General features: G+C 69.0%; 16 protein-coding genes. 10 read left to right on the top strand and 6 right to left on the bottom strand.

Annotation, left to right across the window (positions count from 1 at the left end; translation table 11 throughout):
• The first annotated feature begins 168 nt into the window (after window positions 1–168).
• The 8 genes from urtA to F0357_RS02635 all read left to right on the top strand — a co-directional run bounded on the left by urtA (window position 169) and on the right by F0357_RS02635 (window position 8,977).
• The gene (urtA, locus tag F0357_RS02670) at window positions 169–1,416 is read left to right on the top strand and encodes an urea ABC transporter substrate-binding protein (RefSeq protein WP_246161537.1); all 1,248 of its coding nucleotides are present in this window, start codon (window positions 169–171) and stop codon (window positions 1,414–1,416) included.
• 285 nt (window positions 1,417–1,701) lie between these two features.
• A complete protein-coding gene (urtB, locus tag F0357_RS02665; protein ID WP_376767818.1) occupies window positions 1,702–3,279 on the top strand; it encodes an urea ABC transporter permease subunit UrtB in 1,578 nt (525 codons plus the stop codon).
• Entirely contained in the window at window positions 3,276–4,445 is a 1,170-nt protein-coding gene (urtC, locus tag F0357_RS02660; protein ID WP_153478442.1) for an urea ABC transporter permease subunit UrtC, read from the top strand. The genes urtB and urtC overlap by 4 nt, the downstream gene beginning before the upstream one ends.
• Before the next feature lie 3 nt (window positions 4,446–4,448).
• The gene (gene urtD, locus F0357_RS02655; RefSeq protein ID WP_153478440.1) at window positions 4,449–5,204 is read left to right on the top strand and encodes an urea ABC transporter ATP-binding protein UrtD; all 756 of its coding nucleotides are present in this window, start codon (window positions 4,449–4,451) and stop codon (window positions 5,202–5,204) included.
• A gap of 63 nt (window positions 5,205–5,267) precedes the next feature.
• Window positions 5,268–5,963 (top strand): urea ABC transporter ATP-binding subunit UrtE, encoded by a 696-nt coding sequence (gene urtE / locus F0357_RS02650; protein ID WP_153478438.1) that lies wholly within the window; start codon window positions 5,268–5,270, stop codon window positions 5,961–5,963.
• A gap of 1,021 nt (window positions 5,964–6,984) precedes the next feature.
• Window positions 6,985–7,509 (top strand): DinB family protein, encoded by a 525-nt coding sequence (locus F0357_RS02645; RefSeq protein ID WP_153478434.1) that lies wholly within the window; start codon window positions 6,985–6,987, stop codon window positions 7,507–7,509.
• Window positions 7,506–8,138, top strand: a complete 633-nt coding sequence (locus tag F0357_RS02640; protein ID WP_153478432.1) for a TetR/AcrR family transcriptional regulator — start codon at window positions 7,506–7,508, stop codon at window positions 8,136–8,138. Before F0357_RS02645 ends, F0357_RS02640 begins: the two co-directional genes overlap by 4 nt.
• Before the next feature lie 68 nt (window positions 8,139–8,206).
• The gene (locus F0357_RS02635; protein WP_153478430.1) at window positions 8,207–8,977 is read left to right on the top strand and encodes an SDR family NAD(P)-dependent oxidoreductase; all 771 of its coding nucleotides are present in this window, start codon (window positions 8,207–8,209) and stop codon (window positions 8,975–8,977) included.
• Here F0357_RS02635 and F0357_RS02630 read toward each other — a convergent pair.
• Complete coding sequence (locus F0357_RS02630; RefSeq protein ID WP_153478428.1) at window positions 8,959–9,444, bottom strand: NUDIX hydrolase; 486 nt, start codon at window positions 9,442–9,444, stop codon at window positions 8,959–8,961. The genes F0357_RS02635 and F0357_RS02630 overlap by 19 nt on opposite strands.
• Before the next feature lie 348 nt (window positions 9,445–9,792).
• Between F0357_RS02630 and F0357_RS02625 the strand changes: the two genes are divergently transcribed.
• The gene (locus tag F0357_RS02625) at window positions 9,793–10,323 is read left to right on the top strand and encodes a flavin reductase family protein (RefSeq protein WP_312861425.1); all 531 of its coding nucleotides are present in this window, start codon (window positions 9,793–9,795) and stop codon (window positions 10,321–10,323) included.
• Window positions 10,324–10,398: 75 nt separating this feature from the next.
• Here the strand turns inward: F0357_RS02625 and F0357_RS02620 are convergent, their stop codons facing one another.
• The 3 genes from F0357_RS02620 to F0357_RS02610 form a co-directional block, all read right to left on the bottom strand.
• Window positions 10,399–10,752, bottom strand: a complete 354-nt coding sequence (locus tag F0357_RS02620) for a RidA family protein (protein WP_153478426.1) — start codon at window positions 10,750–10,752, stop codon at window positions 10,399–10,401.
• Between the two features lie 116 nt (window positions 10,753–10,868).
• On the bottom strand, window positions 10,869–11,645 hold the full coding sequence (locus F0357_RS02615) for a class I SAM-dependent methyltransferase (protein ID WP_153478423.1): 777 nt from the start codon (window positions 11,643–11,645) through the stop codon (window positions 10,869–10,871).
• Between the two features lie 93 nt (window positions 11,646–11,738).
• Complete coding sequence (locus F0357_RS02610) at window positions 11,739–12,596, bottom strand: LysR substrate-binding domain-containing protein (protein WP_153478421.1); 858 nt, start codon at window positions 12,594–12,596, stop codon at window positions 11,739–11,741.
• A 120-nt stretch (window positions 12,597–12,716) separates the two neighbouring features.
• On the opposite strand from F0357_RS02610, the gene F0357_RS02605 reads away from it, so the two are divergent.
• Window positions 12,717–13,718, top strand: a complete 1,002-nt coding sequence (locus F0357_RS02605) for a DMT family transporter (RefSeq protein ID WP_246161319.1) — start codon at window positions 12,717–12,719, stop codon at window positions 13,716–13,718.
• A 16-nt stretch (window positions 13,719–13,734) separates the two neighbouring features.
• Here F0357_RS02605 and gpt read toward each other — a convergent pair whose 3' ends face one another.
• Window positions 13,735–14,241 (bottom strand): xanthine phosphoribosyltransferase, encoded by a 507-nt coding sequence (gpt, locus tag F0357_RS02600; protein WP_153478419.1) that lies wholly within the window; start codon window positions 14,239–14,241, stop codon window positions 13,735–13,737.
• Between the two features lie 24 nt (window positions 14,242–14,265).
• A complete protein-coding gene (locus F0357_RS02595) occupies window positions 14,266–15,024 on the bottom strand; it encodes a competence/damage-inducible protein A (RefSeq protein ID WP_153478417.1) in 759 nt (252 codons plus the stop codon).
• Window positions 15,025–15,186: the final 162 nt, after the last annotated feature.

Raw genomic sequence — 15,186 nt, 5'->3', positions numbered from 1 at the left:
CCTCCCGAGACATTTCGTGACGACAAAAAGGGGAACACCATGTCGCTCAGCATGAGCCGTGCTTGGCGTGCGTTTGCACGTCCGGCCGAGGCGTTGGGGCTCAAGACCGTGAAGCGCGCGGGACAGGCGCTCGCCGTCGCAGCCGCGCTCACCGCGGCCACCGGTCCGATGAGCCGCGCGCTCGCCGACGACGACACCATCAAGGTCGGCATCCTGCACTCCCTGTCCGGCACGATGGCGATCAGCGAGACGACCTTGAAGGACGCCATGCTGATGCTCATCGACGAGCAGAACAAGAAGGGCGGCCTGCTCGGCAAGAAGCTCGAACCCGTCGTCGTCGACCCGGCCTCGAACTGGCCGCTGTTCGCCGAGAAGGCCCGCGAACTCCTCACCAAGGACAAGGCCGCCGCGGTGTTCGGCTGCTGGACCTCGGTGTCGCGCAAGTCGGTGCTGCCGGTGTTCGAGGAGCTCGATGGCATCCTGTTCTATCCGGTGCAGTACGAGGGTGAGGAATCCTCGCGCAACATCTTCTACACCGGCGCCGCGCCGAACCAGCAGGCGATCCCGGCCGTCGATTACCTGATGGAGAACGAAGGCGTGCAGCGCTGGGTGCTGGAAGGCACCGACTACGTCTATCCGCGCACGACCAACAAGATCCTCGAAGCCTACCTGAAGACCAAGGGCGTCAAGGACGAGGACATCTCCATCAACTACACGCCGTTCGGCTTCTCCGACTGGCAGACCCGCGTCGCCGAGATCAAGAAGTTCGGCTCGCAGGGCAAGAAGACGGCGGTGGTCTCGACCATCAACGGCGACGCCAACGTGCCGTTCTACAAGGAGCTCGCCAACCAGGGCATCAAGGCGACCGACATCCCGGTCGTGGCGTTCTCGGTCGGTGAGGAAGAACTCGCCGGCATCGACACCAAGCCGCTCGTCGGCCACCTCGCCGCGTGGAACTACTTCGAATCCGTCGACACGCCGGAGAACAAGGACTTCATCGCGAAGTGGCACGCGTTCATCAAGAACGACAAGCGCGTCACCAACGACCCGATGGAAGCGGCCTATATCGGCTTCAACATGTGGGTGAAGGCGGTCGAGAAGGCCGGCACCACCGACCACGACAAGGTCATCGACGCGCTGATCGGCGTCTCCGTGCCGAACCTGTCGGGCGGCTACTCGACCCTGATGCCGAACCACCACATCACGAAGCCGGTGCTCATCGGCGAGATCCAGGACGACGGTCAGTTCTCGATCGTCTCCCAGACCCCGGGCCTGCTCGTCGCCCAGGAATGGTCGCCCTACCTCGAGGGGTCCAAGGACCTGATCGCCGATTGGCGCCACCCGATGAACTGCGGCAACTTCAACGTGAAGACCGGCAAGTGCGGCGGCAGCGCCGAGACCGCCAAGGCGAACTGACCCAATTCGGGTGAACGGACGCCGCCCGAGCCTCCGCCCGGGCGGCGCGTTGGAAGCCAGACTTCCAACCACGACGACTTCCAACCACCTGGCGGCATCCGCCCCTTCACACCGGATGCCGCCAAACGGAGCGTCGGCAGGGTCGAGCCCTCTGCCGGCGCTTCCGCCTTCGCCCTCCGAACGCCTGCTCCGAGGATGGCCCCTTTGTTTGACCGACCGATCCCCGTCGATACCGGACGCACGCCTTCGGCGCCACGTCGGTTCGCCCGGTTCGCCGCCGCCTGTCTGATCGCGCTCGCCGCCTTGTTCGCCGGCTTGAGCGCGGCTGCGGCCGACCCCGCCGGCGACGCGCTCGCTGAGCTCGCGAGCGACAAATTCCCCGAGATCGAGAAAGGCGTGACCGCGCTCGCCGCGAGTGGCGATCCGAATGCCGCCGCCATCCTCCAGGCGATGTCCGAGAACCGGCTGATGGTGCAACCGGCCGACAAGAGCCTCTTCATCAAGACGGCGGACGGCGCGTTCGTCGACGCCAAGACCGGCCAGAAGGTCGCCGAGGCGCCGTTCGGGCTGAAGCCCGTTCGCCTGAACAACCGGGTGCGCCGCGCCCTCGAAGCCTCGATGGGCGCACTGACGCTTTTGTCGCCCGACCCGGCGCAGCGCCTCTCCGCCGCGGACGCCGTGTTCAAGTCGCGCGATCAGAGCGCGGCCGGGGCCGTCGATGCGGCGCTCGCCAAGGAGACCGACCCGGGCATCAAGTCCGCCCTCGAATCCGCCAAGGCCGCGATCGTGCTGACCTCGGCGAACGCCGACGCGGCGGCGCGCAAGGCGGCGATCGACCTCATCGCCGCCCGCGGCGACCAGGACGCCATCGCGCTCCTGCAGGAGGCCTCCGCCAAGGTGCCGCCGGCCGACAAGGCCGATTTCGACGCCGCGCTCACCTCGATCAAGGACCGGCTCGCCATCGCCGAGGTGTTCCAGAACGTCTGGTACGGCATTTCGCTGGGCTCGGTGCTGCTCCTCGCCGCCATCGGCCTCGCCATTACCTTCGGCGTGATGGGCATCATCAACATGGCCCACGGCGAGATGGTCATGATCGGCGCCTACACGACCTTCGTCGTGCAACAGATCGCCCAGGCCTACGCGCCCGGCTTGATGGAATGGTCGCTCCCGATCGCCATTCCGGCCGCCTTCATTGTGACGGGGCTCGTCGGCGTCCTCATCGAGCGCACCGTGATCCGCTATCTCTACGGCCGGCCGCTCGAGACGCTGCTCGCGACCTGGGGCGTCAGCCTCATCCTCCAGCAGGCGGTGCGCTCGCTGTTCGGCCCGACCAACCGTCAGGTCGACGCCCCGTCCTATATGTCGGGCGCGTTCGATTTCCACGGCATCTCGGTCACCTACGGCCGGATGTGGATCATCCTGTTCAGCTTCGCCGTGTTCCTCGCTTTGATCGGGATGCTCAAGGCGACGCCGTTCGGCCTCAAGATGCGGGCGGTCACCCAGAACCGGAAGATGGCGGCCTCCGTCGGCATCCGCACGCCGTGGATCGACACGCTCGCCTTCGCCCTCGGCTCCGGCATCGCCGGGGTCGCCGGGGTGGCCCTGTCGCAGATCGACAACGTCTCGCCCAATCTCGGCCAGGGCTACATCGTCGACAGCTTCATGGTCGTGGTGTTCGGCGGCGTCGGCAACCTCTGGGGCACGCTCGTCAGCGCGCTCACCCTCGGCATCGCCAACAAGCTGCTCGAGCCCTATGCCGGCGCCGTGCTCGGCAAGATCCTGATCCTGGTTCTCCTGATCCTCTTCATCCAGAAGCGTCCGCGCGGCCTGTTCGCGCTCAAGGGAAGGGCGGTCGAAGCATGAGCGCGTCTCGCTCTCCCCGCGTGCCCTTCCTCGTCGCGCTGCTCGACGGCAAGGGCCGCATCTTCCTCGGCATCCTCGTCGCCGCCGCGATCCTGGTGCCGCTTTCGAACCTCGCGCTGCCCGACACCTCGCCCTTTCACGTGCCGAATTATGCCCTGGCGCTCATGGGCAAATATCTCTCCTACGCGCTGCTCGCGGTCGCCCTCGACCTCGTCTGGGGCTATTGCGGCATCCTCTCGCTCGGCCACGGCGCCTTCTTCGCGCTCGGCGGCTACGCGATGGGCATGTACCTGATGCGCCAGATCGGTTCTCGCGGCGTCTACGGCAATCCGGTGCTGCCGGACTTCATGGTGTTCCTGAACTGGCCGGAGCTGCCCTGGTACTGGTACGGCTTCAACCACTTCGCCTTCGCCATGCTGATGGTCGTGGTGGTGCCGGGCCTGCTCGCCTTCGTGTTCGGCTGGTTCGCCTTCCGCTCCCGCGTCAACGGCGTCTATCTGTCGATCATCACCCAGGCGATGACGTTCGCCCTGATGCTCGCCTTCTTCCGCAACGACATGGGCTTCGGCGGCAACAACGGGCTGACCGACTTCAAGGACATTCTCGGCCACGACATCCGCTCCGAAGGGGTGCGTGCGGGCCTGTTCGTGGCGACGGTGATCGCGCTCGGCGTGGGCTACCTGATCGCCCGGGCGATGACCGTCTCGACCTACGGCAAGGTGCTGATCGCGATCCGCGACGCGGAGGCGCGTACCCGCTTCCTCGGCTACCGGGTCGAGCACTACAAGCTGGTCGCCTTCACCGTCTCCGCGATGATGGCCGGCGTCGCCGGCGCCCTCTACGTGACCCAGGTCGGCATCATCAACCCGTCGGAATTCTCGGCCGCGAACTCCATCGAGGCGGTGATCTGGGTCGCGGTCGGCGGGCGCGGCACGCTCGTCGGCGCGGCGCTCGGCGCGGTCGTCGTCAACTTCGTCAAGACGTGGCTGACGGGCGCGCTGCCCGAGGTGTGGCTGTTCGCCCTCGGCGCCCTGTTCGTCGTCGTCACCCTCTATTTGCCCAAGGGGATCGTCGGCACCTTCGCCCGCCTGCGCCGCCGCCCGGCGCGCCCGGCTCCGGGCGCGGATGCCGATGGCTCCCTCGAGGCCGACGCACCGGCGGAGTGAACCATGACGCAGGAAGCCCTGACCTCGAGCCTTCTCTATCTCGACGGCGTGCGCGTGTCGTTCGACGGGTTCCGCGCGCTGAACGGCCTGTCCCTGGTGGTGGGGCCCGGCGAGATGCGCGCGATCATCGGCCCGAACGGCGCCGGCAAGACGACGATGATGGACGTCATCACCGGCAAGACCCGCCCCGACGAGGGCACCGTGATGTTCGGCGGCAGCGTCGACCTCACCGAACTCGATGAATCGGCGATCGCCGAACTCGGCATCGGCCGCAAGTTCCAGAAGCCGACGGTGTTCGAGACCCACACCGTCGAGGACAACGTGCGCCTCGCCTTGAAGGGCGAGCGGAGCCCGTGGTCGGCTTTGTTCGGCGCGCGCAACCGCATCGCGACCGAGCGCATCCTCGAGGTGCTCGAGGTGGCGCGGCTGGTCGAGCATCGACACCGGCTCGCCGCCGACCTCTCCCACGGGCAGAAGCAATGGCTCGAGATCGCCATGCTGCTCGCCCAGGACCCGAAGCTCCTCCTCGTCGACGAGCCGGTCGCCGGCATGACCGACGCGGAGACGGTGGAGACGGCGCGGCTGTTGCGGCGCATCGCCGAGGACCACGCCGTCGTCGTCGTCGAGCACGACATGGCCTTCGTGCGCGATCTCGATTGCAAGGTGACGGTGCTGCACGAGGGCGCGACGCTCGCGGAAGGCACCATCGATGCCGTCTCCGCCGACGAGCGGGTCATCGAGGTCTATCTCGGCCGGTGAGGCGCGTCCGCGGGCCGCGGCTTTGGCGGTCGGCCGGGCGGGGGAAGCTTAAAGGGGAGCGTCATGCTCGTCGTCGATCACATCGATCTTCATTACGGCGCGGCGCAGGCGCTGCGCGACGTCTCGGTGCTCGCTGAGCCGGGCAAGGTGACGGCGGTGCTCGGCCGCAACGGCGTCGGCAAGACCTCGCTGATGCGGGCGATCGTCGGGCGCGAGCCGGTCTCGCGCGGGGCGATCCGCTTCGAAGAGCGCGACATCACCCGCCTCAAATCCTACGACCGGGCGCGGCGCGGCATCGGCTTCGTGCCCCAGGGCCGCGAGATCTTCCCGCTGCTGACGGTGAAGGAAAATCTCGAGACCGGCTTCGCGCCCCTGAAACGCGGCGAGCGCTTCATCCCGGACACCATCTTCGACCTCTTCCCGGTCCTGAGGGACATGCTGGGGCGGCGCGGCGGCGACCTGTCGGGCGGGCAGCAGCAGCAGCTCGCCATCGGCCGCGCCCTCGTCACCCGGCCGCGCCTCCTCGTGCTCGACGAGCCGACCGAGGGTATCCAGCCCTCCATCATCAAGGACATCGGCCGCGCGATCGACTTCCTGCGCCGGGAGGGCACCATGGCGATCGTCCTCGTCGAGCAATATTTCGAATTCGCCCGCGACCTCTGCGACCGTTTCGTGGTGATGGAACGCGGCTCGGTCGTCCTCTCCGGCACCCGCGAGGAGATGGTCGAGACCGAGGTGCGCAAGAAGCTGTCGGTGTGAGCGGCCGTGTTTGCGGCGGACCTCTGCGTGGGAACGAAGCGGGCAGGGGCGAAGGAGGGCAGGGCGAAAGCGCGCTGAGGATGAAAGCCGGTGCCGGCGAAGGCATGGCACGGATCCTGACGCGAACGATCATCGCCCGATCGGCGATCCGACCCGCCGCCGTCTTGGACGAAAGTGACGGGGGTGGTTTGGCGCCTCGCTGGACCCCACCCCGCCGGCCTTCGGCCGTCGACCCTCCCCCTGGCAGGGGAGGGTGGGTGCGATACGGTAAGCTCTTGGCATACCGCGAAAAACGGCGCCAACCCAAATAGCGGCGTCCTTCACCCTCCCCTGGAGGGGGAGGGTCGCCGCGCAGCGGCGGGGTGGGGTGAAAGCCGCGAGCGAGATGCTCCCGTTCTCACCACGACGCCCTGCGCAACCCGCCGCCCGCTCGGAACGCCCCCGGGGAGACGCCGGTGCGGGCCTTGAAGGCGCGGTTGAGGTGGCTCTGAAGGACGCACACAGCAGTGAACGATGCAGGCAGGGTGAGGGACGTCTTCACCCTCCAAACATCTGGGCGTCCCTACGCGCCCTCGGATGTCCCTGTGGGGCGTTCCGTCCCTAGCACAACTCCCTTCGCCGTCATTGCCGGCCTTGTGCCGGCAACCCAGGGGCGGCCTTCCAAGCCTCCCAGCGTCGCGGCGTCCCGACACAAGCGTACGCACCATCGACGTCCGCTCCCAGTGCGCCCCAGCGCCCCCACAATCTCGCGCCTTCCAGTGCCCATCCCTAGGGCCTGCCCGCCAGCGCTCGCCCTCCAAAGTGCCTTTTCCCCCGTGCTCTCTTCCTCCCTCAAAAAACACCGTTCCACCCGCACTGGCATTGACTGACCGTCAGTCAGAAACCTATCATGCCTCATCCTCATGAGGCGAGGACGCGCGGGGATTGCCCGGCCAAGGGCGGGGGTCGGGTCGAGCAGGTCGCGCCGAGACGGGTTTCGACTGGGTCGTTCCGAGGCAGACGAGCGAATGCGGAGGTGGAGATGACGGCCCATCGGCTTCTGACGTCCCTGATCCGGTACAAGGCGACGGCGGATGACGAACTCATCGCCGCGCTGGAACGGGTCGATGCGGCCGGGGAGGGCGGGTCGGCCGCGTTCCGCGCGGCGCTTCGCGTTTTCAGCCACGCCCACATCGTGGACCGCATCTTCGCCGCCCATCTCGGCGGCACGCGTCATCCCTTCACGGCGAGCTGGAGCGACGAGCCGCCTCCCTTGTCCGCGCTGGCGGCGGGCGTGCGGGAGACCGATCGTTGGTATGTGGACTTCATCGATCGCGTCGCGCCGGACGACCTCGCCGTCGAGATTCCCTTCACCTTCACCGACGGGGCGCGGGGGCGGATGACGCGGGAGGAGATGCTCGCCCATGTCGTCACCCACGGCGGCTATCATCGCGGCGAGGTCGGGCGGCTCCTTCCCGCGATCGAGGAGACGGCAATGCGCGATGTGTTCACGGGCTTCCTCCACCGAACCGAGCCGGGCCGGCGCGGCGAAACCGCCTCGCTATGAGCTCTTCCGTTTCCGGCAAGCCCGCCGCAAAGCCGCGGACGAAGCCCGCGGACGAGCGGCGCGACGATCTTCTCCGGGCCGCCGAAAGGCTGTTTCTGGCGAAGGGCGTCGCGGCGACGACGATCGACGACGTCACCCGGGCGGCGGGGATCGCCAAGGGCACGTTCTATCTGCACTTCGCCTCCAAGGCCGACGTCCTCGATGCCCTGCGCGACGGCTTCGTCCGCACAGTGTCCGGCAGGATCGCCGGCGCGGTCGGCCACCGCTCCGCCGACGATTGGACCGGCCGCCTTCAGGCCTGGTCGGACGCGTTCGTCGAGGCCTATCTCGACTTGCTCGCGCTCCATGACCTCGTTTTCGTCGAGGCGCCGCCGGCCTCTCGCGCGGGCCTGTCGAAGAATCCGCTGATCGACGATCTCGCCCGGCTCCTCGCGGCCGGAGACGAGGCGGGGGCGTGGCGGGCCGTGTCCCCGGCCTTCACGGCGGCCTTTCTGTTCGGCGCGCTGCACGGCCTCGTCGCCTCGGGCTGGGTCGCCGCGCAGGAGCGGTCGGCCGCGCTCGCCGCCATCCGCGCGCAGATCCTGAATGCCGTGGGCGCGACCGGCGAAGATCGGCGCCTGCCGCGCTAGGGGCTGGACGCGGGCGGTCCTGCGGTGTCACATCGCGCCCGTCCGCGTCCTGTCCGAGAGGGTGATCGATGAGCGCAACGGCAGCCACCTCCACGGTTCTCGTCACCGGCGGCACCTCCGGCTTCGGGGCCGCGACGGCGCGGCGCTTCGTGGCCGCGGGCTGGCGCGTGATCGTCACCGGCCGCCGGGCCGACCGCCTCCAGACGCTCGTCGAGGAGCTCGGCGCCGACCGGGTCCATCCCGCGGCGTTCGACATCCGCGACGATGCTGCGATCGATGCGGCGCTCGACGCCCTGCCGGAGGCCTTCCGCGGCATCGATCTCCTCGTCAACAATGCCGGCTTGGCGCTCGGCACCGCGCCGGCGCAGAAGGCGAAGCTCGACGATTGGCGCACCATGATCGCGACCAACGTGACCGGGCTCGTCACCATCACCCACCGCCTGCTGCCGACCCTGATCGAGCGCAAGGGCGCCATCATCAATCTGAGCTCGGTCGCCGCGACCTATCCCTATCCGGGCGGCAACGCGTACGGCGGCACCAAGGCCTTCGTCCGCCAGTTCTCCCTCGGTCTGCGCTCCGACCTCCACGGCACCGGCGTGCGGGTGACGTCGGTCGAGCCCGGCCTGTGCGAGAGCGAGTTCACCCTGGTGCGCACCGGCGGCAACCAGGCGGCCTACGACGCGCTCTATGGCGGGGCGCATGCGCTGCAACCCGCGGACATCGCCGAGACGATCTATTGGATCGCGACCTTGCCGCCGCACATGAACATCAATGCGATCGAGATGATGCCGGTCAGCCAGTCGTTCGCGCCGTTCCAGATTCACCGCGACGGAGTGTGAGGTCTAGCCTCCGCGAGCAACTCGGCGAGGCGGTCGAGGAGCGGGCGCTGGCTGACGAGAATCATCTCGGCCGCTTCGTCGAGCGGGAACCAGCGCACGGCGTCGATCTCGGGGAAGGTTGCCGTCCGGCCGCTTCGGGGCGGCCATTCGAGTTCGAACGTGTTGCTCGTCAGCCCGGCCGGGTCGAACGCGCCTTCGAGGGCGAAGGCTTCGACGCGCTTGCCGCCGCGCTGACGGATCTCGCCGAGCGGCGCGAGCGGCCCCTCCGCCGGCCGGCCCGTCTCCTCCTGCCATTCCCGGCGCGCCGCCGCCTCCGCCGTCTCGCCTGGCTCCGGTCCGCCCTTGATGATCATCCAGGCGCCGCGATCCTTGCTGCGCCAGAACGGCCCGCCGGGGTGGGCGAGCAGCACCTCGATCACGCCGCTCTGCCGGCGGAACATCAAGATACCGGCGCTGAAGTCTGACATGACGTCCCCATGGCGTTCGGGCGGGCCGGATTCGGCGTTCAGCGGTCTGCACCGACCGCGCATCGTTCATGCCGGTGCGGCGCAGAGGCGCGTCTTTTCTCCCCCACATCGTCCACCGTTTGACTGAGAACAAGGATCGAAGCCGGCGAGGCTGGCTTTCTAGCGGGCACGGGGAGAGCGTGTTCCAAGACGCGGGGCCCTTCGTGGGGCCCCGCAGGACGGAGATGTGACGATGGCTACGACGATGATCGCCTTTCTCGCTTTCGCGGCGGGTCTCGGGGGCGCGCTGACGCTGGCGCGGCGCACCGAGTCGCGCCGGGTGCCGGAAAAGGCGAGGAGGCGGGAGCGGTGATCCCGCTCCCTCTGTCCGACGTCTACCGCCTCCTCGAACCCGGCCCCGTCGTTCTCCTGACCACCCGCCACAAGGGCGTGGCGAACGTCATGACCATGTCCTGGCACATGATGGTGGAGTTCACCCCGCCGCTTGCCGCGTGCGTCGTCAGCAGCGCCGGCCATTCTTTCACCGCGCTGCGCACCACCAAGGAATGCGTGATAGCCATTCCGAGCGTCGAGCTCGCGCCGAAGGTCGTCGCGGTCGGCAATTGTTCCGGCCGGGACACCGACAAGTTCGCCGCGATCGGCCTGACGGCTCTGCCGGCGGAGACGGTCGGGCCGCCGCTCGTCGCCGAGTGCTTCGCGAACCTCGAATGCCGGGTCGCGGATACGCGGCTCGTCAACCGCTACAATCTGTTCGTCTTGGAAGTCGTGAAGGCGTGGCGCGATCCCACCCAGGGGGATCCGAAGACGCTGCATCACCGCGGCTACGGTACCTTCGTCGTCGACGGCGAGACGATCCGGCTCGACTCCCGGATGCCTTGAGCGGCGGCGCGTGTCGCCGCCGATAGGGGCCGCGCGGCCCGGCCGTGACCGGACCGCGCAAGCTTTGGTCGCGCGTCAGCGCGCGGCGACGACGACGATCTCGACGTGATATTGCGGGGCCGCGAGGCGGGCCTCGACGGTGGCGCGGGCCGGGGTCGCGCCGGGCACCACCCAGGCTTCCCACACCGCGTTCATCTCCGAGAACGTCGCGATGTCGGTCAGGTAGATCGTGGCCGAGAGGAGCTTCGACTTGTCGGTGCCGGCGGCGGCGAGCAGCGCTTCGATCTGCGCCAGCACGGAGCGTGTCTGCTCGGTCACGCTTTCGCCCGCCACGTCTTCGTGGGCGACCTGGCCCGCGAGATAGACGGTGTCGCCATGAACCACGGCCTGGCTCATGCGGGGGCCGGTCTCAATCCGTTCGATCGTCATGTCGTGTGGCTCCTTGATCCCTCTGCGGGGCGCCTTCTCATCCCTGGGCGGGACGAAGGGGAGCGATAAAGGGTCGGCGCGCGCCTGTACAGCGGCACGCCGCCGCGCCGACATGTTCAGCGCGGAACGGCGATCAACGCGTCGGAGGAGGCGATCTCGGTGAGCCGTCCGTCGGCTCCCGCGAAGGGCGCGAGGGCGACGCGGATCGCCGCCTCGAAGGCGTCGATGCGGGCGCCGAGCTTCGCCGGGGAGGTGGTCGACATCGACAGGGCGCGCTCGACGAGGGCGTCCACATTGGTCGTCCGCGTCGACAGGACGGACACCTCGCCCTCGACGCGGAACGGCGATCCCTCGAGGGCCGGCCCGATCCGATCGGCGAGCCGGCTGAGACGGCGCACGGCGCCTGTATCGTCGGGCGACTCGAACGCCTTGCGCGCGCGCTCCCAGGGGCCGTGCCAGTTGTTCTCCGGGGCGTCGGTGATGCGGTCGCGGATGAAGGCGAGGTGGCCGTTCGGTTCGATCACCCGCTTCATCGCGGCGAGGGTGGCGGCTGGGTCCATCCAATGGAACGAGCGGCCGAAGGTCGCCAGCCGAACCGGGGCGAGATCGGGCCCCACATCCTCCGCGCGGGCCTCGATCAGGCGCAGCGCCACCCCGGCGCGCGCGGCCTCGTCGCGGGCGGCGGCGAGCATGGCCGGTTCCGGATCGAGGCCGATCGCCTCGCCGACATGCGGCGCGAGCCCGATCGCGATGAAGCCGGGGCCGCAGCCGAGATCGAGGAGGCGGCCCGTGCCGTCGAGCCCGAGGCGCTCGGCGATCGCCGTGTAGAAGGCGGTCGGATAGCGCGGGCGATTGCGGACATAGTGGGCGACATTGCTCTCGAACCGACCCATGGCAGGCCTCCCGCGCGAACGATCCTCGCATGTCCGCCTACGCGCCGCGTGCGGCTCAATGATGACGCCGGCCGCCGTCGCGGGCGGCCGGAATCAGGCCGCTTCCCGCACCGCCTCCGAGCAGAAGGCGGCGAGGATGTCGGCGAGGTCGCGGGCGAGGGGTGGGGCACCCGGGGCGAGATTGAGGGCGAGCTCGGCCGGCGCGACGTCGGGCATGCCGTCTTCCGGTCCGAGGATGCGCAGACCGGGCGCCAGCGTCCGCTGCTCGAGGAGCGCGACGCCGAGCCCGCCGGAGATCGCGGCCTGGATGCCGAGGAGGTTCGGGCTCTCGTAGGCGATCCGCCAATCGCGGCCGGCCGCATCCAAAGCGTGGATCATCCGCGCGCGGTAGACGCAGCCTTGGGGGAACACGACGAGGGGCAGCACGCCCGTTCTTTGGAGGGGATAGCGGGCGCTGGTGATCCAGACGAGCCGTTCCGGCCACACCGCCAAGGCCGGCGCGCCGACCGGCTCCCGCTTGGTCAGGACGACGTCGAACTCGCCCCGCTCGGCGCCGGCCGCGAGCTCGACCGAGAGGCCGCAGCGCACCTCGAGCCGGCAATGGGGCTGCGACCGGGCGAAGGCCGAGACGGATTCCGTCAGTGCGCCGATCGCGAGGTCTTCGGGAATGCCGAGCCGCACCACCTCGGTGCGCGGGGTGGCGACCGCCTCGCGGGCCTCGGCCTCCAAGGCGAGCAGCCGGCGGGCATAGAAGGCGAGCTTGCGGCCCTCTTCGGTCAGCTCGACCCGGCGCGCGTCGCGGAGCATCAAGGTCTTGCCGACCGTCTCCTCGAGCTTGCGGATCTGCTGGCTGATGGTCGATTGGGTGCGGTGGACCCGCTCGCCGGCGCGGGTGAAGCCGCCGGCATCGACCACCGACACGAAGCTCTTGAGGAGATCGAGGTCGAGCATCGCCGGCCGTCCTTCGCGTCTATCATTCTGATTTTCGATTTATAGCACGAGAACATTCAATTTCCAAATGAACGCGGCGAAGCCTACACCCGGGACAGGCCCCCCTCGGAGGATCTTGCGATGTCCCTCTCGTCCGCCCCGTCCTGCAAGACGCTTCCGCACGCTGCGGCGGGCGCCGCCGCGATGTCCGCCTCGAAGCCGGTCGGCCCCGTCGGGCGCGCGCCCACGGCGCCGGCGACGCGCGCCGCGGTGTGGCCGCTGGTGGTGCTGTTCTGCCTCCTGTGGAGCGCGGCGTTCGCGGTCGCCAAGGTCGGCATCGCCGATTGCCCGCCTCTGATCCTGCTCGGTACGCGCTTCATCCTCGCCGGGGCGATGATGCTCGGCCTCGCCTTCATGACCGGCGGCTTCAAGGGCATGCGGACGCGGGATTTCGCCGTGCTCGCGGGCCTCGGGCTCGTCAACAACGCGCTCTATCTCGGGCTGACCTGGTGCGGAATGGCGACGCTGTCGTCGGGCTATACGGCCGTCGTCGTCAGCGCCGCGCCGCTTCTCACCGCCGTCCTCGCCGCTCCCCTTCTCGGCGAGCGGCTGACCTGGGCGAAGCTCGGCGGCCTCCTCCTCGGCATGGTCGGGGTGGCGATGGTGGTGCGCTCGCGGCTCGGCGGCGGTGGGGAGGACCCCGTGGGCACGCTGCTCGTGGTCGGCGGCCTCGTCTCGATCGCTGTCGGCACGGTGCTGTTCAAGCGGCTCGACCCGCGCGGCAGCCTGTGGGCGATCAACGCGGTTCAATCGCTCTCGGCCGGCTTCGCCACCCTGCCGGTCGGCCTCGCGATCGAGGACGTCTCGGCGATCCGCTTCACGCCGGCGCTCGGCCTGTCGTTCGCCGCGCTCGTCGTCGGCGCCTCGATCGCGGCCTATTGGTTGTGGTTCTATCTGCTGCGGCGGGTGAGCGCGACGGGAGCCTCGTCGCTGCACTTCCTGATGCCGCCGCTCGGGCTTCTGTTCGGCTGGCTCCTGCTCGGCGAGCCGGTGGCCGCGGCCGACCTGATCGGCATCGTCCCGATCGCGGTCGGCATCGGCCTCGTCACCCGGGCGCCGTCGGCGCCCAGGGCCGGTCATTGAGCCGCCGGGGGGAGCGTCAGCCGGAGACGCCGCGGCCGATCGGCGGCTGGAAGGTCAGCCCCATGTCCCAGGGGAAATAGATCCAGGTGTCCTGGGAGACCTCGGTGATGAAGGTATCGACAAGAGGACGCCCCATCGGCTTGGCGTAGACCGTCGCGAGGTGGCACTTCGGCAGCATCGAGCGCACTTCGCGGGCGGTGCGGCCGGTATCGACGAGGTCGTCGATGACGAGAACACCGGCGCCGTCGCCGTTCGCCTTGCTGATGAGATCGGGGTTGATCTCCTTCAGGACCGCGAGCGTGCCCTGGTCCTTGTAATCGTACGAGGCGATGCAGACCGTCTCGATGACGCGGATGCCGAGCTCGCGGGCGACGATCGCCGCCGGTACGAGGCCGCCGCGGGTGATGCAGACGATGGCTTCCCACGTGCCTTGGCCGGCGAGCCGCCAGGCGAGGGCGCGGGCGTCGCGGTGGAACTGGTCCCAGGAAACGGGAAAGGCCTTGTCTGGACCGGGATGGGTCATCGGGGTCTCCGGAAGGAAGATCGATCAGGGTTTGGAAGGAAGCGCCGCGACCATCGCCGTCACCTCGGCGGCGACGGCCGCGAGCCGCTCGGGGTCGCGGGCGCGCACGACGAGCCGCGTCGAGAACCGGGTGCCGTCGTGGAAGGGATAGGACCCGAGGATGGTGTCCGGGTTGGCCGCGGCGATGGCGGCGAAGGCCTCGGCGATGGCGCCTTCGCCGACGCCGGCCTCGATGGTCTCGGACAGCATGCGGCGGCCGGTCTTCAGCGTCGGCGCGAGGCTGTCCATCATCGCCTGCATGATGGATGGCACGCCCGCCATCACGTGGACGTTGCCGATGCGGAAGCCGGGCGCCTTCGAGACCGGGTTGGCGATGAGCTCGGCACCGGCCGGAATGCGGGCCATGCGCAGGCGCGCCGGCGTCAGATCGGCGTCGCTGTAGCGTTCCCGCATCATGGCGACGGCGCGCGGATCGACGCCGATCGGCACGGCGAACGCCTTGGCGACCGCGTCCGCCGTGATGTCGTCGTGGGTCGGGCCGATGCCGCCGGTGGTGAAGACATAGGTGTAGTCCGCCCGGAGCGCGTTCAGCGCCGCGACGATGCGGTCCTCGATGTCCGGCACGACGCGGACTTCCATGAGGTCGATGCCGAGGGCGGTCAGATAATCGGCGATAAAGCCGATATTCTTGTCCTTGGTGCGCCCCGACAGGATCTCGTCGCCGATGACGAGGACGGCGGCGGTCACGGCATCCTCGCCGCGCGGGTCGTTCGCTGCGCTCATTCTGGCGCCCTCACGCTCATGCGGCGGTCCTCCGATTGCGCTCTCCTGGCGGGCGGTCGAAAACCGTCCTCCCGGGGAGGCGTTTGTTCTGCGAGCGGAAAAGCTCGGGATTCAAAGGCTTGTAGGCACGGGGAAACGGCACGCGTGCCGCGGCCCGACTTT

The sequence above is a fragment of the Segnochrobactrum spirostomi genome, assembly GCF_009600605.1.
In the GTDB taxonomy this organism is placed as follows: Bacteria; Pseudomonadota; Alphaproteobacteria; order Rhizobiales; family Segnochrobactraceae; genus Segnochrobactrum; species Segnochrobactrum spirostomi.
The sequence above is the reverse complement of the archived record's forward strand: the minus strand, read 5'-3'. Positions and strand labels throughout refer to the sequence as shown.